19 protein-coding genes are annotated in these 21,274 nt (G+C 71.4%); 9 read left to right on the forward strand and 10 right to left on the reverse strand.

What is annotated here, in order from left to right:
• The first annotated feature begins 131 nt into the window (after positions 1-131).
• The 6 genes from QE438_RS02180 (at position 132) to QE438_RS02205 (ending at position 4,922) form a co-directional block, all read left to right on the forward strand.
• Entirely contained in the window at positions 132-659 is a 528-nt protein-coding gene (locus QE438_RS02180) for a CYTH domain-containing protein (RefSeq protein WP_306992895.1), read from the forward strand.
• A 103-nt stretch (positions 660-762) separates the two neighbouring features.
• On the forward strand, positions 763-1,764 hold the full coding sequence (nagZ, locus tag QE438_RS02185; RefSeq protein ID WP_306992893.1) for a beta-N-acetylhexosaminidase: 1,002 nt from the start codon (positions 763-765) through the stop codon (positions 1,762-1,764).
• Complete coding sequence (locus QE438_RS02190) at positions 1,764-2,330, forward strand: hypoxanthine-guanine phosphoribosyltransferase (protein ID WP_130534432.1); 567 nt, start codon at positions 1,764-1,766, stop codon at positions 2,328-2,330. Before nagZ ends, QE438_RS02190 begins: the two co-directional genes overlap by 1 nt.
• Entirely contained in the window at positions 2,327-3,073 is a 747-nt protein-coding gene (locus QE438_RS02195; protein ID WP_306992891.1) for an S-methyl-5'-thioinosine phosphorylase, read from the forward strand. The genes QE438_RS02190 and QE438_RS02195 overlap by 4 nt, the downstream gene beginning before the upstream one ends.
• A gap of 91 nt (positions 3,074-3,164) precedes the next feature.
• Positions 3,165-3,371: a cold-shock protein gene (locus tag QE438_RS02200; RefSeq protein ID WP_130520125.1), complete on the forward strand. Its 207-nt coding sequence runs from the start codon at positions 3,165-3,167 to the stop codon at positions 3,369-3,371.
• A 696-nt stretch (positions 3,372-4,067) separates the two neighbouring features.
• On the forward strand, positions 4,068-4,922 hold the full coding sequence (locus QE438_RS02205; protein WP_306992887.1) for a pirin family protein: 855 nt from the start codon (positions 4,068-4,070) through the stop codon (positions 4,920-4,922).
• Positions 4,923-5,010: 88 nt separating this feature from the next.
• Here QE438_RS02205 and QE438_RS02210 read toward each other — a convergent pair whose 3' ends face one another.
• Both QE438_RS02210 and QE438_RS02215 read right to left on the reverse strand, forming a co-directional pair.
• Positions 5,011-5,469: a hypothetical protein gene (locus QE438_RS02210; RefSeq protein WP_306992885.1), complete on the reverse strand. Its 459-nt coding sequence runs from the start codon at positions 5,467-5,469 to the stop codon at positions 5,011-5,013.
• 252 nt (positions 5,470-5,721) lie between these two features.
• Positions 5,722-6,585, reverse strand: a complete 864-nt coding sequence (locus tag QE438_RS02215) for a pirin family protein (protein WP_130523543.1) — start codon at positions 6,583-6,585, stop codon at positions 5,722-5,724.
• A gap of 198 nt (positions 6,586-6,783) precedes the next feature.
• Here QE438_RS02215 and QE438_RS02220 point away from each other — a divergent pair, with 198 nt between their 5' ends.
• A complete protein-coding gene (locus QE438_RS02220) occupies positions 6,784-7,686 on the forward strand; it encodes a LytTR family DNA-binding domain-containing protein (RefSeq protein ID WP_306992882.1) in 903 nt (300 codons plus the stop codon).
• Positions 7,687-7,836: 150 nt separating this feature from the next.
• Positions 7,837-10,113, forward strand: coding sequence for a CocE/NonD family hydrolase (locus QE438_RS02225; RefSeq protein WP_306992880.1), 2,277 nt, complete (start codon positions 7,837-7,839; stop codon positions 10,111-10,113).
• A gap of 435 nt (positions 10,114-10,548) precedes the next feature.
• Here the strand turns inward: QE438_RS02225 and nfi are convergent, their stop codons facing one another.
• The 7 genes from nfi to QE438_RS02260 form a co-directional block, all read right to left on the reverse strand.
• Positions 10,549-11,253, reverse strand: a complete 705-nt coding sequence (nfi, locus tag QE438_RS02230; protein ID WP_306992877.1) for a deoxyribonuclease V — start codon at positions 11,251-11,253, stop codon at positions 10,549-10,551.
• Entirely contained in the window at positions 11,250-11,762 is a 513-nt protein-coding gene (locus QE438_RS02235) for a histidine phosphatase family protein (protein WP_306992875.1), read from the reverse strand. Before QE438_RS02235 ends, nfi begins: the two co-directional genes overlap by 4 nt.
• Before the next feature lie 61 nt (positions 11,763-11,823).
• The gene (locus QE438_RS02240; RefSeq protein ID WP_130520139.1) at positions 11,824-12,015 is read right to left on the reverse strand and encodes a DUF3606 domain-containing protein; all 192 of its coding nucleotides are present in this window, start codon (positions 12,013-12,015) and stop codon (positions 11,824-11,826) included.
• Between the two features lie 98 nt (positions 12,016-12,113).
• Complete coding sequence (locus tag QE438_RS02245; protein ID WP_306992873.1) at positions 12,114-13,901, reverse strand: ABC transporter transmembrane domain-containing protein; 1,788 nt, start codon at positions 13,899-13,901, stop codon at positions 12,114-12,116.
• Between the two features lie 150 nt (positions 13,902-14,051).
• Complete coding sequence (locus QE438_RS02250) at positions 14,052-14,648, reverse strand: YigZ family protein (RefSeq protein WP_306992871.1); 597 nt, start codon at positions 14,646-14,648, stop codon at positions 14,052-14,054.
• On the reverse strand, positions 14,645-15,799 hold the full coding sequence (locus QE438_RS02255) for a hypothetical protein (protein WP_306992869.1): 1,155 nt from the start codon (positions 15,797-15,799) through the stop codon (positions 14,645-14,647). The genes QE438_RS02250 and QE438_RS02255 overlap by 4 nt, the downstream gene beginning before the upstream one ends.
• A complete protein-coding gene (locus tag QE438_RS02260) occupies positions 15,796-16,350 on the reverse strand; it encodes an RNA polymerase sigma factor (protein ID WP_306992867.1) in 555 nt (184 codons plus the stop codon). Before QE438_RS02260 ends, QE438_RS02255 begins: the two co-directional genes overlap by 4 nt.
• A gap of 233 nt (positions 16,351-16,583) precedes the next feature.
• On the opposite strand from QE438_RS02260, the gene QE438_RS02265 reads away from it, so the two are divergent.
• The gene (locus QE438_RS02265; RefSeq protein WP_307184035.1) at positions 16,584-19,484 is read left to right on the forward strand and encodes an EAL domain-containing protein; all 2,901 of its coding nucleotides are present in this window, start codon (positions 16,584-16,586) and stop codon (positions 19,482-19,484) included.
• Here the strand turns inward: QE438_RS02265 and QE438_RS02270 are convergent.
• Positions 19,481-21,220 carry a VWA domain-containing protein gene (locus tag QE438_RS02270; RefSeq protein WP_306992865.1) on the reverse strand — a complete coding sequence of 580 codons (1,740 nt, stop codon included), beginning with the start codon at positions 21,218-21,220 and terminating at the stop codon, positions 19,481-19,483. The two genes, QE438_RS02265 and QE438_RS02270, sit on opposite strands and share 4 nt — an antisense overlap.
• Positions 21,221-21,274: the final 54 nt, after the last annotated feature.

Genomic DNA, 21,274 nt, shown 5'->3' on the forward strand with positions numbered 1-21,274 from the left:
GGAGGGGTGCTTTTGCTCTTGCTCTTGATTTGCCGCGAAGAGCGACCCCTCCCCAGCCCTCCCCTTCGCTGCGCGAAAGGGAGGGGGCAAAAGCAGGGCGCACTTGTTTTCCCCCCACACACAGGCAACCCATGGGCATCGAAATCGAACGCAAGTTCCTGCTGGCTAACGAGGAGTGGCGCGCGGCGGCGCATCGCGCCATTCCGATGGCGCAGGGCTATCTCAACGACCTGTCGGTGGTGGCCGGGGGTGCGCAGCTGGCCTCGGTGCGGGTGCGCCTGGAGGGCGAGGCGGCGGCGTTGAACATCAAGTCGCGCCAGGTCGGGCATACGCGCCAGGAGTTCGAGTACCCGATCCCGGTCGCCGACGCCCAGGCCCTGCTGCAGCTGTGCGTGGGCGGGCGCGTGGAGAAGACCCGGCACCTGGTGCAGGTCGGCGCGCACCTGTGGGAGATCGACGCGTTCGCCGGCGACAACGCCGGGCTGGTGGTGGCCGAGATCGAGCTGGCTCACGCCGATGAGCCGTTCGAGCGCCCGGCCTGGCTCGGCGCGGAAGTGACCGACCAGCCGCGCTACTACAACCTGGCGCTGGCCGACCGGCCGTATGCGCAGTGGAGCGAGGCCGAGCGCGCCGCCCAGACCTCGGGCACGGCGGGCTGAACCGGGCCGCCTCCCGCGTCCGGCGCCCATGCCGCCCGCCGACTTGTGCTTCTGCGACAATCTTGACCCCCCGCGCAAGTGCGGCCCACGGAGTTTCGACCCAATGCTCGTGATCGGCCTGGCCGGCACCGAACTGGCCCCCAGGGAACGCGACTGGCTGCAGCACGATGCGGTGGCCGGGGTGATCCTGTTCGCGCGCAACTTCGCCTCGCGCGAACAGGTCAGCGCGCTGAGCGCGTCGATCCGGGAAGCGGCGCCGCGTCCGGTGCTGGTGTGCGTGGACCAGGAAGGCGGGCGCGTGCAGCGCTTCCGCGACGGCTACGCCGCGCTGCCGCCGCTGGCCAGCTTCGGCGCGCAGTACGCGACCGATCCGGCCGGCGCGCTGGAAGCGGCGCGCGAACACGCCTGGCTGATGGCGAGCCAAGTCCGCGCCAGCGGCGTGGATCTGAGCTTCGCTCCGGTGGTCGACCTGGGCCGCGGCAACCGCGCCATCGGCGACCGCGCCTTCGCCGCCGATCCGCAGGTGGTGGCCGCGCTCACCCGCGCCTACGTGGCCGGCATGCACGCGGCCGACATGGCCGCCACGCTCAAGCATTTCCCCGGCCACGGCACCGTGCTGGAGGACACCCACGTCGATGTCGCCACCGATCCGCGCCCGCTGGACGAACTGCAGGCGCAGGACCTGGTGCCCTTCGCCGCCGGCATCGACGCCGGGGCCGATGCGGTGATGATGGCGCACGTGGTCTACCCGGCGGTGGCGCCGGAGCCGGCCGGCTATTCGCCGCGCTGGGTGCGCCTGCTGCGCGAGGAGCTGGGCTTCCGCGGCGTGGTGTTCTCCGACGACATTTCCATGGCCGCCGCGCACGCTGCCGGCGGCGTCGCCCGGCGCGTGGCGCTGCACCTGGACGCCGGCTGCGACGTGGTGCTGGCCTGCCATCCCGAGGTCGTCGACGAGGCGCTGCGCGCCGTCGAAGGCCGCTCACTCAACACCGCCGCGCTGATCGGGCTGATCGGCCGCGGCCCGCGCGCGTGGGAAGGCCTGCTGGCCGATACGCGCCACGAATCCGCGCTCGCGCGCCTGTCATTGCCCAAGGGAACCGCCTGATGTCCAACACCGCTCCGACCATCCGCCAGGCCCTGGCCAACGCCGACCTGCTGGTGGATCGCCCGACCATCGATGCCGCCATCACCACGATGGCCGACGCCATCGCGCGCGACTACGCCGGCGAGGTGCCGGTGTTCCTGACCATCATGCACGGCGGCCTGCCCTTCGCCGGCCAGCTGTCGCTGGAGCTGGGCCTGCGCGGCCTGGACCTGCAGTACGACTACCTGCACGCCACCCGCTACCGCGGCGAGACCGAAGGCGGCGAGCTGGTGTGGAAGCACCGCCCGGCCACCGCGCTGTACGGCCGCCGCGTGCTGCTGGTCGACGACATCCTCGACGAGGGCCTGACCCTGCTGGCCGTGCGCCAGTGGTGCCTGGAGCAGGGCGCCACCGACGTGCGCATCGCCGCGCTCACCGTCAAGCGCCACGACCGCGCGGTAGCCGAGGTCTCGGCCGACTACGTCGGCGTGGAAGTGCCGGACCGCTACGTGTTCGGCTTCGGCATGGACGTGCACGAGCACCTGCGCAACCTGCCGGCCATCTACGCGATGAAGGAGGACGCGTGAGCCAGCACATCGACCTGGCCGTCATCGGCGGCACCGGCGTCTACAAGCTGGCCACGCTGGACGATGTCGAAACCCGCCACGTCGACACGCCCTACGGCGCGCCCTCGGGTCCGGTGCGGGTGGGCACGGTGCTGGGCCGGCGCGTGGCCTTCCTGGCGCGGCATGGCGAGGGTCATTCGCTGCCGCCGCACAAGGTCAACTACCGCGCCAACCTGGCCGCGCTCAAGCAGCTCGGCGCCACGCGCGTGCTGGCGCTCAACACGGTCGGCGGCATCACCGAGCGCTTCGGCCCGCGCGTGCTGGCCTGCCCGGACCAGCTCATCGACTACACCTGGGGCCGCATCTCCACGCTGTGCGAGGAGGGCGGCGAGGTGCTGCACGTGGACTTTGGCGATCCCTACACGCCGATGCTGCGCCACAAGGTGCTGGCCGCGGCGCGGGTGACGGGGGTGAAGGTGGTCGACGGCGGCTGCTACGGCGCCACCCAGGGCCCGCGCCTGGAAACCAAGGCGGAAATCGCGCGCATGAAGCGCGACGGCTGCGACCTGGTCGGCATGACCGGCATGCCCGAGGCCGGCCTGGCGCGTGAGCTGGGCCTGGACTACGCCTGCCTGGCGATCGTGGCCAACTGGGCCGCCGGCTGCGGCACCGGCGAGGAGATCACCATGGCCGAGGTGCTGGCCAATGTGGCGGCGGCGTCCTCTGGGATGGCGGAGTTGGTGGGCGAACTGGCGCGCGGGTGATTGTCAAGCTCCCCGCGTCTTTGCATACTCGGAATTGCGCGGCTACCTGGCAGCGCAACACCACCGATCCAATCTGGGGATACAAAGAGCTATGCCGTACGGTACCGTCAAGTGGTTCAACGATGCGAAAGGCTTCGGATTCATCGCGCCGGAAGATGGCAGCGCCGATGTCTTCGCGCATCACACCGCGATCAACGCCAAAGGCTTCCGCACCCTGCAGGAAGGCCAGCGCGTGAGCTACGAGGTGACGCAGGGCCCCAAGGGCGCGCAGGCGTCCAACATCACCCCGGCCACCTGAAGAAGCCGATCTCGCACCGTTTTCTTGAACCCCGCTCCGGCGGGGTTTTTTATGGCCGTTCTCCTGCGTCTCGCTGATACCAATGCGTGGCCGGCAAGACCACTTCGCCAACCAGCCTCGACCTGGCCGGACGTGGATCCCCGGCTCGGTCCGCCATCTAGGGCGGACCGAGCCGCGCTTTGCCCCCTCCCTTTCGCCGAAGGCGAAGGGGAGAGCCGGGGTGGGGTGCTTTTGCTCTTCGCTTCGGTGGCTTGCCCGGTAAAGCCCCGACCCCTCCCCGTCCCTCCCCTTCGCCTATGGCGAAAGGGAGGGGGCCTCAAGTCGATAACTTCCCGTCACTGATCGCGTTGTGCGCAACGGAGGGGTTAGCACGACCCCGCAAACCGAAGTCCTGTGAGCTGACGTGCGCGGCAGCGGGCCGGCGGGCGGTGGCCGCGACGAGCGAGGCAGGATGCCGAGCGCCCGAGTCAGGGCAGGATGCCCTGACCGAGGGAAAAGCGGACACCGCCCGCCGGACCGCTGCCCCTCCGAAGCCGGACTGCTTAGACCGCGCGTTCCAACCAATAGACAATCTTTGCTGCCACCCGCAGCCCCGGCCGTCGCCCGCCGCAATGGATCGTTGCGCGGCGTGGCGGTACTGTCGGCCGCGCGGCGTCGCCATCATCTGGCCAGACGCAAGCCTTCTGGAGTAACGCCATGAACGACACCGCCCCTGCGGCCCGCATCGTCCGTACCGTGCGCGGCATGCCCGCCTCCGACGGCGCCGGGGTCAAGCTGACCCGCGTGATCGGCACGCCCGAGCTGCCGGATCTGGATCCGTTCCTGATGCTGGACGAGTTCGGCACCGACAAGGCCGAGGACTACCTGGCCGGCTTCCCCGAGCACCCGCACCGCGGCTTCGAGACGGTGACCTACATGCTCGACGGGCGCATGCGCCACCGCGACAACCATGGCAACGAAGGCCTGCTTACCCCGGGCAGCGTGCAGTGGATGACCGCCGGGCGCGGCCTGGTGCATTCGGAGATGCCCGAGCAGGAATCCGGCCGCATGCGCGGCTTCCAGCTGTGGGTCAACCTGCCGGCCAAGGACAAGATGACCGCGCCCAAGTACCAGGAATTCGCCCCCGAGCGCATCCCGGTGGCCACGCCGGCCGCGGGCGTGGAGGTCAAGGTGATCGCCGGTGCGGTCGGCGAGGTGACCGGCCCGATCGTGCAGCCGGCGACCGACCCGCTCTACCTGGACATCGCGCTGGCGCCCGGCGCGCGCTGGACCTACACCCTGCCCGCAGGCCACAACGCCTTCGCCTATGCCTACGAAGGCGAGGTCACGGTGGGCGAGGGCGAGGGCGCGCGCGAACTGCCCAGCCGCACGCTGGCGGTGCTTGGTGGCGGAGAGTCGCTGGTCCTGCAGGCCGGGGCGCAGGGCGCAAGCGTGATTCTGGTCGCCGGCCGGCCGCTGCGCGAGCCGGTGGTGCGCCACGGCCCGTTCGTCATGAACACCCGCCAGGAACTGATGCAGGCCTTCGTCGATTTCCAGGAAGGCCGCTTCTAGCGCGAACCGGTCGGAAAGCCGCGTGCGCTGCCGCCGCAAAACGAAAAGGCCGCCCTCGAGGCGGCCTTTTCGTCGTCGGGGCGATGGCTCAGCGGCGGGTGTTGGCGTCGGCCATCGAGGCCGGGTCGAAGCGCAGGGTGCCCACGGTGGCCATCGCCGCCTGCAGCGCGGCCTCGCTGGGGGCATCGATCCAGACCTGCGCCCAGCGCTCATCGCCCAGCTCGATCACGGCCATGCGGCTGCGCGCGTCGGGGCGATTGGCGATCCGGGTGTGGTACCAGCGCGCCTTGCGGCCGTCGATCTCGGTCTTCTCCTCGCGCGCGCCGGCCGGCTTGTCCGGCTCCTTGGCGGCCAGCATCACGCCGAAGGCCTGCTGGCCGGCGGCGTCGAGGGCCTTGCAGATCACCAGTGCGGCGGTGCCGCTGCGTTCCCAGTGCAGCCCGGTGCCGGCCGGCAACTGCGGGCAACCGGCCGTGGACTGGGCGGACGCGCCGGCGGCGGCCAGCGACAGCAGCAGGCCGGCGGCGGAGGCAAGGCAGTCTTTCATCGAACGATCCCCAATGCGCAAGGCGCATCGCGCCAGGGGCGATGCGCGGTGGATGGAAGACGAACGCCTCGTCCGGGCCGTGCTGCGCACCCTTGGAGCTCCCCTGCGCGCCCGCACGCTGGTGCGGGCCGCCCGATCGACGCGTCGTGCGGGCGATGCCGGGCGCGCCGGCATCGCACTGCAACATAAGCCAAACCCGGCCCCGCGTGTTGGTCCGGCGCAAGGCTCCGGCGCTGCCGAACGTGCGCCGCGTCAACGTTCCGGCAGGGGGATGAACTCCGGATCGCCGGCGATGCGGCCGAAGCGGCCCTCCAGCCAGTCCTGCTTGGCCTGCTCGATGCGCTCCTTGGAGCTGGACACGAAGTTCCACCACAGATGGCGCGGGCCATCGAGCGGCTCGCCGCCCACCAGCATGGCCTTCAGCGGCGTCTTGGCGCGCAGCACCGGGCGGGTGCCGCGCTCGAGCACGATCAGGTGGCGCATCGGCACATCGCTTCCGTCCAGCTGGGCCTGACCGTCCAGGATGTAGAGCGCACGTTCGACCGCGCTGTCGTCGATGGCCAGCTCGGCCTCCGGCGCCAGATCCAGGGCGACGTTGAAGGTGTCCGAGTACACGCGCACCGGCGATTCGCGGCCCCAGGCGCGGCCGGCGATCACGCGCAGGCGCGCGCCATGCTGGTCCCAGTGCGGCAGGGTGGCGGCGGCATGGTGGTAGAACTCCGGCGCGACTTCCTCATCGGACTTCGGCAGCGCCACCCAGGTCTGCATGCCGTGCAGCGGCGCGTGGTCCACGCGCTCGGCCTGCGGGCTGCGCTCGGAATGGGCGATGCCGCGGCCGGCGGTCATCCAGTTCACGTCCCCGGGCCGGATGACCGTGTCCGAGCCGAGCGTGTCGCGGTGGCCGATGGCGCCTTCCCACAGGAAGGTGACCGTGGCCAGGCCGATATGCGGATGCGGGCGCACGTCGATGCCGTGCCCGGCGTCGAACTCGGCCGGCCCCATGTGATCGACGAACACGAACGGCCCCACGCTGCGCGCCTGCAGCGTGGGCACGGCGCGGCGGACCTGGAAACCGCCCAGGTCGTGCACGCGCGGTTCGATGACGGTGGCGGTCATTGGCGTCTGCTCCGGTTCGAAAGGCCGGCAGGATCGCATGCCGGCCGGGAGCTCGGCCTGACGATCGCGCACAACGGATTGTTGCAGGTCGGGTAGCAAGTCCGTCACGCGGCGGCCGGCGTCCGGCCGCCGGGCCCATCGCTAAGATGCACGGGAGAAAGCCGGGCGCATGGGCTCGCCTGTCGCGCGGAACGAGTGATGAAGCAGCGGAACTTTGATCTTTGCGCGGTCCTGGCGGTCTTCGTCGCCTATACGGTCACGCTCCGGTTCGCGCTCGGCCTGGATCTGGCCGGATCCCTGCTGGGAGGCCTGGCCAACACCCTGCCGGTGGTGCTCTTCGGCCTGGCCGTCAGGCGCATCGTCGTCCGATACCTGATCGGCAAACCCGCCACGGTCCAGCTGCTGGCCCATGCCGTGCTGTGCGCGATGTTCATGCTGCTCTCGTACTGGCTGCTGATCGTGCTGCTCGGCTTCTTCTTCGGCGCCGCGCCCGATGGTTTCGTGGTGCGGCCGTTCAAGGGCGGCGGGGCGGCCTGGCAGTCGCTTCAGAACTTCACGACCTACGCGCTGATCGCCGCGGCTTCCTATCTTTCCGTGCAGATGCGGGTGGCGGCTCCAGCCGGTGCCGGCCAGACCGCGGGGGCACCCGCCGGCGACCTCGCGGTCCAGGCGGCCGAGACGGCGCAAGAGTTCGACAGCGCGCCTGCCCTGGACCCTGTGCCGGAACCGGCGCCCTCCCTCACGCCGCCGGAACCCGAAGCCCGGATGGACGCGGCGCTGTCCCGCTACTTCGTCAGGATCGGCGACGAGCTTCGCCCGCTCGACATCGGATCGGTCGTCTGCATCGGCGGCGCAGGCGACTACGCGGAGGTGACGACCCTGACCGGCAAGCATCTGGTTCGGGTCACCCTGGCCGAGTTCGCCGGTTCGCTGGACCCGGCCAAGTACGTCCGCGTCCATCGCTCCTGGATCGTCAACACCGACCGCATCGCCCGGCTGGAGTCGGCGGGCGGCGGGCGGTTGCTGCTGCATCTGGAGACGGGGCAGACCATCTCGACCAGCCGGGAAGGCGCGAGCCTGCTGAGGAGCCGGGTGCTCTGACCGCGGCGAGGTCCCGTTCGCCGTCCGGAAGTGTCCACTCGCCGAATTTCTGACACGGTGTCCTGCCGGTTCAGGACGATCGCCGCCCACAACACGATCGGGTGAGCAGGAGGCGTCGCCCCCGGCCCGGTCCGAAAGGAGCGGTCCCGCATGATCCTGTCCCGTTTGCGTTGGGTGGCCTTCGCAGGCTTGTTGGCGTGTTGCATCGGCTGGACGGCACCGCCCGGGCAGGCCGCGACGGACGCGGCGGCGGCGCTGATCCCTCGTTACGAAGGCGCCAGTCAACCCGACGATCTGGTGACGCTTTACCGGCTGCAGTTGTCCGCTGGGCGCTACGGCGCGGCAGAGGCGACGCTGGAGAAGCTGAGCGACCTGTACCGGTCGGTCGAGCCGCGGCGCGTGCCGGCCTTGGTGCCGTGGCAGCTCTATGCCAGGGCCAAAGGCCACGAAGCCAAGGGTCAGGCGCCCGGCGAGGCGTTGGCGCAGGCGTTCAACGAGTTCGTCGCCAGTTTGCCGGACGACCGCATCGCGCGGATTCTTCCTGCGTTCCAGGTCGACCTCGACGCGCTCCAGGCTGAAGAGGCCAAACAGGCGCGCGCCTGCCCGGATCCGGCGACAGCGAGGTGCGCAGCCCCGGAGGCCCTGATCGCGGCGCGCGCAGCCACGGCGGCCTGGCGCTTTCTCTTGCCTGCGTCGGAGACCTTGCTGAAGGCCGATCTGGAGCGGCGCTTCTCGATGCAGCGGGTCCTGATTCCGACTTCCGATGGCGCCCGGATCGACGCGCTGCTGGTGCGCCAGCGTCACCTGGAGGGTGCGCGGTTGACCGCACTGCTGAACTTCACGATCTACGCGCGGGACGACTGGGCGCTGGACGATGCGGTGCAGATGGCCGGACGCGGCTATATGGGCGTGGTCGCCTTCACGCGGGGCAAGGGACGGGGCAGCAGTCCGAGCCCGGTGGTGCCCTACGTCCACGATGGCCGCGATGCGGACACGGTCATCGATTGGCTTTCCAGGCAGGCCTGGAGCGATGGCCGGGTGGGCATGTTCAGCGGCAGCTATAACGGATTCACGCAGTGGGCCGCGGCCAAGCATCGTCCACCGGCGTTGAAGGCGCTGGCGACCCATGCGACCAATGCGCCCGGTATCGACACGCCGATGCAGGGCGGCGTCTTCCAGAGCTTCATCTATCCATGGCCGCTCTACACCGCCACGTGCAAGTGGCTGGACGACCAGACCTACGGAGACCGGGACCACTGGGAGCGGCTGCAGCGGCAGTGGTATCGGAGCGGGGCACCGTATCGCGACCTGGACAGGATCGATGGAACGCCCAACCCCGTCTTCGATGCCTGGCTGGACCATCCCGACTACGATCGGTACTGGCAGCAGCTCATCCCCTACGGCCGTGAGTTCGCCGCGATCGACATCCCGGTGCTGGTGCAGACCGGGTATTACGACGGGGGCATGGTCGGTGCCCTCTACTACCTGGAGCAGCATTACCGGTACAGGCCCGACGCCGATCATCGCCTGCTCGTCGGTCCCTACCACCACATCGCGATGCAGACCGGCGCGCTCGCCAGCGTCAACGGCGAGCAGGTCGACCAGGCGGCCCTGATCGATCTGCAGGAGGTGCGGCTGGACTGGTTCGATCATGTCTTCCGCGGCGCGCCGCTGCCGGACGTCCTGCGCGATCGAATCAATTTCCAGGTCATGGGTGCGAACACCTGGCGACACGTCGCGACCCTGGGAGCGATGGCGACCGAACGTCGACGTCTCTACCTGTCCGGGACGCGGGATGCGGACGGTCTGCTGTTCAGCGCCTTGCCGGTCGGACCAGCCGCGCCGACGCTGTCCGTCGACTTCAATGATCGTCGCGATGCGGATCTGAGCCTTCCGCGCGGAGTGCCCGATACGCGAAATGCGCTGGTCTTCCGGACCGAAAGATTGCGAGAGCCTCTGGAAATCGACGGCCTGTTCCAGGCAAGACTGCAGTTGGTGACCAACAAGGAAGACTTCGACCTGCAGGTCGACTTCTACGAACAGACGCCCGAGGGTCGCTACCTGGATCTGGCGTCCTATCTGGGTCGAGCCAGCTATATGCAGGACCGAACGCTCAGACACCTGCTGCGGCCGGGGCGCACGCAGGTGCTGTCCTTCCAGAGCCAGACGCTGACCGCGCGCCTGCTGGCGCCCGGAAGCCGCATCGTGGCGGTGGTGGGCGTGCCCAAGCGCCCCTATGTCCAGATCAACTACGGCACCGGCGGCGCGGTGAGCGATGAATCCATCGCCGACGCGGGCCACCCGCTGCGGATACGGCTGATGCCGCAGAGCTACTTCGAGCTCGGCGTGCGCGAGAAGCCTGCGGATCTCGCGCCCGGCTCGGCCACAGGGCCTGCATCTGTCGCTTCCGATGGGATGCGCGATTGACGATAGCCTGCGCTGGATCGCTGCGACTGCCGTGCGAGGTCGTCGATCCGCGTTGTCCTTTTCGCTGCGCGAAAAGGGGGAGGGCGTGGCTTGCGGCTTGTCTCCCGAGGCGCTGCGCGCTTTTGCCCCCTCCCTTTGGCCGCAGGCCAAGGGGAGCTCGAAGTCGCGGCTAGCGACTGAGGGGGAGGGGTGCTCTTCGCAGAGAATGCAACAGCAAAAGCACTCCCTCCCAGCCTCCCCCTTCGCTGCGCGAAAGGGGAGGGGCGTGGCTTGTGGCTTGTCTGCCGAGGCGCTGCGCGCTTTTGCCCCCTCCCTTTGGCCGCAGGCCAAGGGGAGGGATGGGGAGGGGTGCTCTTCGCAGAGAAAGCAACAGCAAAAGCACCCCCTCCCAGCCTCCCCCTTCGCTACGCGAAAGGGGAGGGGCTGGCGCTGCGGCTAGGCCAGCGGCAGCTGCGGTGTGTCGCCGGGCATGGGGCCGCGGCGCGAGGCGAGGCGGTCGGCCAGGCGCGTGGGTTCGGGCAGGCGGTAGCCGCGCAGCAGGGCGCGGGTCCAGGTGAGCGCGCCGTCCATCGTCATGCCGAAGCCGGGCGAGACGATCAGCGGATTGCAGCGCAGCTTGCTGCGCAGGGCCCAGCCGATCTGTTCGCCGCGATGGATCAGTGGCGTGTGCTCGCCGGGCTGCGGTCCGGGCGCCTCGAAGCGCCCGCACAGCACCTGCTTGGCCACGCCGAGCGTGGGCAGGCCAGTGACCACGCCGAAATGCGCGGCGATGCCCAGCCGGCGCGGATGGGCGATGCCCTGGCCATCGACCACGACCAGGTCCGGTACCTGCGGCAGGAACTCCAGCGCCTGCACCAGCGCGGGCAGCTCGCGGAAGCTCAGCAGGCCGGGGACGTAAGGCATCGAGGTCGGCACGCGCTGGACCGTGCTGGCGATCAGCTGCAGGCTCGTGCCATCCAGCAGCACGGCGGCCGCGCGCGTAGTGTGGCCTTCGTCCTCGAAGCCGACGTCGAAGCCGGCGATGGTGCGCGGCGCCGCGGGCACGCGATCCTCCAGCACCACGCGCGCCGCCAGCCGCTCCTGCAGGGTGCGCGCGCCGGCGATGCTGCCGTCCCAGCCGGCGAAGACATGACTCGTCATGGGGAAGGTCCGCCGTAGCGCATGTCCTGCACCTGGGCCGCAGTGCGCGCGGAGAGGTGGATGCGCAGCAGTCGATCGGTCTCGCCGTCGCGCAGCGGGCGCACGGTGCACCCGCACAGCGCATCGGCCAGTGGCGCCAGCGTGCTGGGCTGGCCCACCACCAGCACCGTGTCGTGCGCATGCGCCGCCCGCCACTGGCGTGCGCTGTCGTCGGCCGGTCCGCGCGAGAAGTAGCGCAGGCGCTGCGCCCGCGGATGCCGCACGGCCACCGGCTCGGCGGTCTGCTGGGTGCGCTGGAACTCGTCGGTGTAGATCGCCGCCAGCGGCGCGTCGGCCAGCGCCTGCGCCAGCCGTTGGGCGCGGGCCAGCCCTGCGGGAGAAAGGGGCGGGTCTTCGTCGTTGCCCGCCGCGGTGTCGGCGTTGGGCACCAGCAGAAAGGTCGCGCCCGCCGCGCTGGAAGCCGTCGGGCGCATCGAAGGCGTCGTGCTGCAGCCGACGAGCAGCAGCATCAGACAGCCGGCGAGCGCGTGGCGAAGCCTGAGCGTGGGAGCGTGGCGCACCGGCGGCGGATCAGGACTGCTGCGGGCGCGATTCGAGGTGGCGCTTGACCTGGTCGGTGGCGGTGCCGGCTTCCTGCACGGCGGCGCGCAGGTCCTGCTCGTTGACGTTGAAGTGCCGGGTCCAGTAGGCCAGCTCCCACTCCTCGGTCAGCTCGACCTTGGCGATGTCCTTGGGGATGCGGGGATTGTCGGCGGAACTCATGGCGATCTCGCGAGGGAAACAGGCGACCAGCCTGAGAACGTGCACCGTAAAGGCGCGTGAGCCGCGCCGGCGTCATCTGCACACGGCCGCCAGCGGCCTCAGTCGATGAACTGCAGCCGCGCCAGTTCGGCGTATAGCCCGCCCTGGGCCATCAGCGACTCGTGCGTGCCCTGGGCGATGATGCGGCCGCGGTCCATCACCACGATGCGGTCGGCCTTGAGCACGGTCGCCAGGCGATGGGCGATGACCAGCGTGGTGCGCCCGGCCATCAGCCGCTCCAGGGCGCTCTGCACGGCGCGCTCGCTCTGCGCGTCCAGTGCGCTGGTGGCCTCGTCCAGCAGCAGGATCGGCGCGTCCTTCAACAGCGCGCGGGCGATGGCGATGCGCTGCTGCTGGCCGCCGGACAGGCGCGCGCCGCGTTCGCCCAGCTGGCTGTCGTAGCCCTCGGGCAGTTCGCGCAGGAAGCCGTCGGCCTCGGCCGCCACCGCGGCGGCGTGCAGCTGTTCGTCGGTGGCCTCGAGCCGGCCGTAGCGGATGTTCTCGGCGGCGCTGGCGGCGAAGATCGTCGGCGCCTGCGGCACCAGCGCGATCTGCTCGCGCAGCGCGGCGGTGTCCAGCTGGCGCAGGTCCAGCCCGTCGATGCGGATCGCGCCGGCGTCCACGTCGTGGAAGCGCAGCAGCATCGACAGCACCGTGCTCTTGCCCGCGCCGGACGGGCCGACCAGGGCCACCGTCTCGCCCGGGGCGATGTCCAGGGTGAAGTCGTCCAGCGCCGGCGCATCCGGCCGGGTGGGATAGCGGAACGAGACGTGGTCGAACTGCACCTGCCCACGCAGCGGGCGCGGCAGCGGCAGCGGCTGGGCCGGCGGGCGCACGTGCGCCGATTCGTCCAGCAGTTCGCCGATGCGGCCCATGCCGCCGGCCGCGCGCTGCAGCTCGTTCCACACCTCGGCCAGCGAACCGACCGAACCGCCGCCGATCAGCGCATACAGCACGAACTGCGCCAGCGTGCCGGCGCTCATGCGCCCGGCGATCACGTCGTGCGCGCCGGACCACAGCACCAGCGTGATCGCGCCGAACACCAGCGTGATCGCGCCGGCGGTCACCAGCGACTGGGCGCGGATGCGCTTGCGCGCGGTCTGCACCGAGACCTGCACCGCCGCCTCGAAGCGCGCCTGCTCGTAGGGCTCGCGCGCATGCGCCTGCACCGTGCGCACCGCGCCCAGCGACTCGCTGGCCAGGGTGTTGGCGTCGGCCACGCGGTCCTGGCTGGCGCGCGCGATGCGGCCCAGCCTGCGCGCGCCCAGCACGATCGGCACCACCGCCGCCGGGATGCCGACCAGGGCGAAGGCGGCCAGATGCGGGCTGGCGATGAACATCATCACCACCGAGCCGATCACCGTGACCGAGCTGCGCACCGCCACCGACATCGCACTGCCGACCACGCTGCGCAGCAGTTCCGAGTCGGCCGACAGGCGCGAGACCAGTTCGCCGCTGCGGGTGCGGTCGTGGAACTGCGCGTCCAGGCCCAGCAGGTGCGCATAGAGCTTGCGGCGCAGGTCGGCCACCACGCGTTCGCCCAGCAGCGAGACGAAGTAGAAGCGCGCGGCGCTGGCCAGCGCCAGCACCACCGCCACGCCGAACAGGCCCAGGAAGGCGCGGTCGATGTTCGCCCCGCTGGAAAAGCCCTGGTCGATCATCTGCTTGAAGGCGTACGGCAGGCTCAGGGTCGCGCCCGAGGCCACCGCCAGGGCCACCAGCCAGCTCACGAACAGCGCCATGTGGGCGCGCACGAACGGCCACAGCGCGCGCAGGCTGCCCAGCCGGGCCTTTGGGCGCGCGTCGGGTGCGCCGGTGGCGGGAAGCGTCTGGGCTTGGGAATTCATCGGTGCGGACAACCAGTCGAGAGGGGAGGCGCCGGCGGCGATCCGGCCAACGCGCGTCGGCGGTCGGCGCAGGCGCTGGCGTGGAGCGTCAGGCCGCAGCGGCCGGGCCGGCGCGCATCCTGCCATGGGTGGCGGTGGGCGGCGGGGTTTTCAATGCGCCGGCGCGGCGTCGCGGCAGTGCACACGCCCGCGGGTGGCCTCGCGCAGGGCGTGTTCCAGCGCCTGGCGCCGCTCGGCCGGCAGCTGCACCTGCAGCACCGCGCCGTCGCTGTCGAAGCGCTCGGCGTCCTTTTGCGCGGCGAACGCCGCCAGCGCCGCGTGCACATGGCCCAGGTCGTCGAAGCCGCAGCCGATCTCCAGCCCGGCCATGGCCACCAGCGGCACGCGCGGCGCCTGCCGCAGCGCGCTGGCGGTGCTGCCGCCGTAGGCGCGCACCAGCCCGCCCACGCCCAGCTTGATCCCACCGAACCAGCGCGTCACCACCACGGCGATCCGGTCGAAGCCGGCGCCGTCGATCGCCGCCAGGATGGGCCGGCCTGCGCTGCCGCCGGGTTCGCCATCGTCGCTGGAGCGGAACGTCGCGCCGACGCGCCAGGCCCAGCAGTTGTGGGTGGCGTCGGCGTCGCTGACCGCGGCGATGAAGGCCATGGCCGCCTCGGCCGAGTCCACCGGCCCGGCCTGGACCAGGAACCGGCTGTGCTTGACCAGCTGTTCGTGCCGCAGCGGCGCGGCCAGGGTGTCGCTCATGGCAGCAGCGCGCGCAGATCCTCGGGGATCGGCTGCTCGGGATGGGCCTGGACGAAGGCGGCCAGGCTGGCGCGGGCCAGCGCGCCCTCGCCCTCGAAGCGATGCAGGCGGATGCGCTGCAGCCATTGCGCGGGCGGCAGGGCGCGGTCCTCGGCCAGGGCGCGTTCCAGCGCGGGCGGCGTCTGATCGCCGGGCATGTCGATGGTGCGCGGCGGCGGAATGTCCCCGGCGCCCTGAGCCTGGGTCGTGCCCAGCGCTCCGCCGGCCGGCGGAGCGGCGCGCCCGGCATGGGAATTGCGGTCTTCCTGTACGGCGGCGGTTTCGGTCGGGCGCTCGACCTTGCGCGACAGCGCCTGCGTGGCAGCGGGCGGCGGGGGTGGAGGCGGCGGTGCCACGGCGTTCGGCGCAGGGGCGGGCGGTGCTGGTGGGGCGGGCGGCGTGTAGAGATCGGCGGCACGTGCCGGCGCTGGCGGCTGTGCAACTGCAGAGGCCGGCGGGGGTGTGGACGCGGCCGAGTACGCCTCTGTCTGGGTGCCATCCGCCGACGGCATGGGTGCGGCCTGCCCAGCCGCAGCCTGGGGCAGGGGCTTCGTCTGCTCGGCCGGCGCCACTAACGGCGCCTCTGGCGGGGGCGGCACGGCGGCGGGCAGCGGGGGCGGCGCTGCTTTGCGCGTGGCACGGCGCCGGGCGGCGTCTGGTTCGGCTTGGGCCGGAGTTTGGGCCGATGCCGGAGCAGATGCCGGAGCCGACGCGGGAGCAACGGCCTGGACCCGATCCGCAGCCGCCGCGGGCTCGGGCGGCGAGGCGGGCCTCGAGGGCGTGGCCGGCGCCTCTTCGTAGACGACCTGCGTGGTGCGCTGCGGACGCAGCTGCCAGGCCAGGGTCACGGCCAGCAGCAGCGAGGCGGCCACACCCAGGCCCAGCGACCAGCGCCGGCGCGGGCGGCGCGCACGCGACGCGCCGATGGCGACCGGGGGGGCGGGCGAGAGGGATGGGCCCGCGTCGTGCGTGGGCGCGGGTTCTTCCGCGGCGGCGCGGGCCGCGGCCAGGATGCGCGCGTCCAGCGCCGGGCCGGGCTCGGCGCGCGCATTGCCGGCGGCCAGGCGCTCGGCCAGGGCGCGCTCTTCCGGCGTCAGCGGCTCTCGGCTCATCGGCCCAGCCCCGCGCGCAGCTTGTCCATGGCATAGCGCAGGCGCGACTTGACCGTCTCGCGGCCCACGCCGGTGATCTGGCCGATCTCCTCCAGGGTCAGTTCCTGTTCCAGTCGCAACAGCAGCACCTCGCGTTGTTCGTCCGGCAGCGCGTCCAGCGCGCGCTGCAGCTCCCGGCGCGATTCGAAGTCGCTGTGCTGGCGCTCCGGGGTCTGCGGGTCCTCGACCCGTTCGGTGCGCGCGTCGGCGTCTTCCGGTGCCGGCGGACGATGCTTGAGCGCGCGCCAGTGATCGTTCAGCCGATTGTGGGCGATCCGATACAGCCAGGTCGCGAAGCGCGCCTCCGGCTGCCAGCTGGCGCGCGCGCCGATCACCCGCTGCCACACGTCCTGGAACAGCTCGTCGGCGGTCGCGCCATCGCGCAGCTGGCGCAGCAGGAAGCGGTACAGCGGCCCGCGATGGCGCGCGTAGAGCAGCTCGAAGGCGCGCACGTCGCCGGCGGCGTAGGCCAGCATCAGGGCGTCGTCGGCGGGCTCGGCGGCATCGTTCACCGCCGCTAGCCTACGGGGTGAGGCCTGCGTCTCAAAGTCGGCGGGCCGCCACGGGCCGCGGCCTCGCGTGCGGGGCGGGCGTCCGTATACTCGCGCGTTCGGTCGGGCCGCAGGCATGGAAGGAGCAACGTCCATGTGCCCGGTGCGGGGTCGCGCCACCGTCACACGGCCGGCTGGAAGCTGGCACGAAGTGTGCATCTGCTCTGTGTAATCGCAGTGACTGGGGGGAATCGATGTCGGGCCAGACCGCCACTGCCGTGCAGCAGGCCGGGATCAGCGCCGTGGCGGCGGACGCCGTGGCGCAGGTCCTGTGCGGCCTGCTGCCCGACAGCTCGCAGGTCGTGGCCTGCTGGCGGGACTGGGCGATCGGCGCCGGTGGCGCGGCCAGCGAAGGCGCCGGCCCGGCACTGCGCCGGCGCGCCGAGCAGGCGCTGTGGGACAACCCCGAGCACGTGGTCCGCAACGAGGACGAGCTGCTGCTGGCCTGGTCCAACGTGGAAGGCAATGCGCGCATGTCCCTGGCCGCCAGCCTGGCCGCGCCGCTGGCGCCGGCGCAGGTCACTGCCTGGAAGGCCGCCGCCCAGGCGCTGATCGGTGCCGTGCTCGAGGCCGAGCGGGCCGCGGCCCGCGTGGTCACCCTGGAGAAGTCCAAGCGCCTGCAGCAGGCGCTGTACGAGATCGCCGACCTGGCCAGCGCCGATCTGGAAATGAGCGAGATGCTGGCCCGCATCCACGCCGTGGTCGGCACGCTGATGTACGCGGAGAACTGCTACATCGTGCTCTACGACGAGGTGCGCCGCACGATGCGCTTCCTCTACTTCGCCGATCTGATCGACCCCTACGTGGCCGATCCGGAGCGCGAGTTCGGCGAGGAGGAGATGCGCAACAGCATGACCCTGGCCCTGCTGCACCACGGCAAGCCGATGCGCGGGCCGTCGGCGGCGGTGAGCCAGCGTCTGGGAGTGACGCTGGACGCCAGCCATGGCCCGGAAAGCGTGGACTGGCTGGGCGTGCCGATGCGGCGCGACGACCGCGTCTGCGGCGCGATCGTGGTGCAGAGCTACGACACCCCGGCCAGCTACACCGACGAGGACCGCGCGCTGCTGAGCTACGTGGCCCAGCACATCCTCACCGCGCTGGACCGGCGCCACGCGCACGAGGAGCTGGAGGCGCGCATCGAGGCGCGCACCCGCGAACTGCAGCTGACCAACCGCGAGCTGCAGGCCGAGATCCAGGAGCGCCGCCGCGCCGAGAAGCTGCAGACCGCGCTGTTCCGCATCACCGAGCTGGCCAACACCTCGGCCTCGCTGGAGGAGTTCTACGCCGCCGTGCACGGCGTGGTGGACGAGCTGATCGTGGCGCGCAACTTCTACATCGCGTTGCTGGACGACGATGGCCAGACGCTGCATTTCCCGTATTCGGTCGATCAGCAGGATCCGGCGCGCCGATCGCGGCGCGCCATCCGCGGCCTGACCGAGTACGTCATCCGCACCAGCCGGCCGCTGCTGGCCGAGGCCGAGGACGTGGCCGAACTGGTGGCCAGCGGGCAGGTGATCCAGCACGGCCCGCCCTCCTACAGCTGGCTGGGCGTGCCGCTGGACCAGGGCGGGGAGACCCGTGGCTGCGTGGTGGTGCAGAGCTACTCGAGCGAGGTGCACTACACCTTGCACGACCAGAACCTGCTGTCCTTCGTCGCCCACCATTTCGGCGCCGGTCTGGCCCGGCAGCGCGCGCGCGAGTCGCTGCGCGCCGCGCACCTGGAGCTGGAGGCGCGCGTGGAGGCGCGCACCTTCGAACTGGCCGAGGCCAACGCCAAGCTGATGGCGCAGATCGGCGAGCGCCTGCGCGCCGAGCAGCGCCTGACCTATCAGGCCACGCACGATGCGCTGACCGGACTGCCCAACCGCGCCTTCCTGCTCGAGAGCCTGACCGCCGCCATCGCCCGCGCCCAGGCCAATCCGGGGCATCACTTCGCGGTGCTGTTCATGGATCTGGACCGCTTCAAGCTGGTCAACGACTCCATCGGTCATGCCGCAGGCGACGAACTGCTGATCGAGGTGGCGCGGCGCATCACCTCGCAGGTGCGCGAGGGCGACCTGGTCGCGCGCCTGGGCGGCGACGAGTTCGCGATGGTGATCGCCTGCCGGCGCGGCGCGTACGAGGCGGTGGAGTTCGCCTCGCGCCTGCTCGAAGCGCTCAACCGGCCGATGTGGGTGGCCGGGCGCGAGCTGTTCCCGGCCGCCAGCATCGGCATCGCCGCCTGGCATCCGCGCTACCAGCGCGGCGAGGACCTGCTGCGCGACGCCGACGCGGCGATGTACCGGGCCAAGGCCGAAGGGCGCGAGCGCAGCGCGGTGTTCGACGAGCACATGCGCGAGGCGGCGATGCAGAGCCTGGACCTGGAGGCCGACCTGCGCCGTGCGATCAACAGCCAGCACTTCAGTCCGCATTTCCAGCCGATCCTGCGCGTGTCCGATGGCGCGGTGGTCGGCCACGAGGCGCTGCTGCGCTGGCACCACGAACGCCGTGGCCTGCTGCTGCCGGGGCAGTTCCTGGCCCAGGGCGAGGACAGCGGCCTGATCGAACAGATCGACTGGCTGCTCTACGAGCAGGTGGTCAGCCGCATCAGCGCCGGCGTGGACGGCTACGTCTCGGTCAACGTCTCGCCGCGGCACTTCCGTTCGCCCGATTTCGCCAGCCGGCTGCTGCGGCTGCTCGACCAGCATCATGCCGATCCGGCGCAGCTGCGCGTGGAGATCACCGAGATCGCGCTGCTGGACGATGCCCCGCGCGCGCTGCGCATGCTCGAACAGCTGCGTGCGCGCGGCGTGCTGGCGCAGCTGGACGATTTCGGTACCGGCTTCTCGGCACTGTCGTATCTGCATCGCTTCCCGATCTCGGCGCTGAAGATCGACCGCAGCTTCATCGCCGGCCTGGGCGAGGAGCATCGCGAGGAAAGCCTGGCCCTGGTGCGCGCCATCCTGGCCCTGGCCGGCACGTTGGGCATCGAGACCATCGCCGAGGGCGTGGAGACCACGCCGCAGCTGGCCGCCCTGCGCGAACTGGGCTGCAGTTACGCGCAGGGCTATCTGCTCGGCCGCCCCGGGCCGGTGCTGGGCGAACGCGCGCTCTAGTGCACCGCCGCCGGCACCGGCGCCACCGCCATGCCTTCACCCTGGCCCGGCGCCACCAGCGCGCGGGCCTGGCCCGCCAGTTCGACGAACTCATGGCGCAGGCCGTCCGGATCCTCGCCGCTGGCCGCCCGCGCCGTGGCGATCACCTGGTCCCAGCCCCAGCCGTCGAAGCGCGTGCCGCCGCGCAGCAGGTCGGCATAGCCGGCCACCGCACTGGCGAAGCGCAGCGAGGCGCCGGGCTGGGCCTGCGCGGAGGACGCCAGGATCGGCACCTCGATCAGGCGGCTGGTGTCCTCGCCGGGGCGCTTGTAGCGCAAGCGCAGGTCGGCGACCTCGCGGGCATCGCCGGAAGGCTTCGACGAGGCGCCGTAGCGCAGCGCCGGCAGGCGCGCCGCGCCCGATCCGGCCGGGGTCAGCTCGTACAGCGCGGTTACCTCGTGGCCGGCGCCGATGTCGCCGGCATCGACCTTGTCGTTGGCGAAGTCCTCGCGCGCCAGGGCCCGGTTTTCGTAACCGATCAGGCGGTACTCGACCACCGCCGCGGGGTTGAACTCCACCTGGATCTTCACGTCGCGCGCGATGGTCAGCAGCGTGCCCTGCAGCTGCTGCACCAGCACCTTGCGCGCCTCGCGGTCCGAGTCGATGTAGGCGTGCTGACCGTCGCCGACATCGGCCAGGCGCTCGGCCAGTGCATCGTTGTAGTTGCCTTGGCCGAAACCCAGCGTGCTCAGCGCCACGCCCGCCTTGCGCGCATCGCCGACCAGGGTCTCCAGCGCGCGCTGGTCGACCGTGCCGACGTTGAAGTCGCCATCGGTGGCCAGCAGCACGCGGTTGCTGCCGCCGGGGATGAAGGCCTGGCGCGCCATCGCATAGGCCAGGGCGATGCCGGCGCCGCCGTTGGTGCTGCCGCCGGCCTCCAGCCGGTCCAGCGCGGCCAGGATTTTGGCGTGGGCGTCGCCTGGGGTCGGCGGCAGCACCAGTCCGGCCGAGCCGGCGTAGACCACGATCGAGACGCGATCCTGCGCGCGCAGCTGCGGCACCAGCAGCGCCAGCGACTGCTTGAGCAGCGGCAGCTTGTCCGGCGCGTCCATCGAGCCGGAGGTGTCGATCAGGAACACCAGGTTGGACGGCGGCAGCTCGCGCTTGGGCAGCGCGTAGCCCTTGATGCCGATCATCAGCACCTGGCGCTGGGAATTCCACGGCGCCGGGGCCAGTTGCGTGGTGACGCGGAACGGGACCTGCGGGCTTTCGGGTGCGGGATGGTGGTAGTCGAAGTAGTTGATGAACTCCTCTGCACGCACCGCGTCGGCCGGCGGGCGCTCGCCGGCGCGGACCATGCGCCGCACGTTGCTGTAGCTGCCGGTGTCCACGTCGATGGAGAAGGTCGAGACCGGCTGCTCGTCGGTGCGCCGCACCGGGTTGTCGTCCTGGTGGGCGTAGCGCTCGGTATCGACCGCGGGCGGTGGCGGCACGGCGGCGGGCAGGGGCGCCGCGATCCCGGCGGCCGCCATGCGCATGGCGCGCTGCGGCATCGGAGGTGGCGGTCGCGGGGCCGGCGGTGCAGGGGGTGAGAACAGGCGGGCGGACTGGTAGGAGTCCGCGGCGATAGCGGCCTGCTCGGCGGCTTCGGCCGCCATCGCACGCTCCCGGGCAGCAGGCGACGGCGGCGTGGAGGAGCAGGCCGCCAGCGTGGCGGCGATCAGCAGGGACAGGCAGGTGCGGGGCGTGCGGCGCATGGCGGTGGCTTCCTGAGTTGGACGACAGGCAGGCAAACGCGCCAGCCGCCGTAG

The organism is Pseudoxanthomonas sp. SORGH_AS_0997 (assembly GCF_031453535.1).
GTDB lineage: Bacteria > Pseudomonadota > Gammaproteobacteria > Xanthomonadales > Xanthomonadaceae > Pseudoxanthomonas_A > Pseudoxanthomonas_A winnipegensis.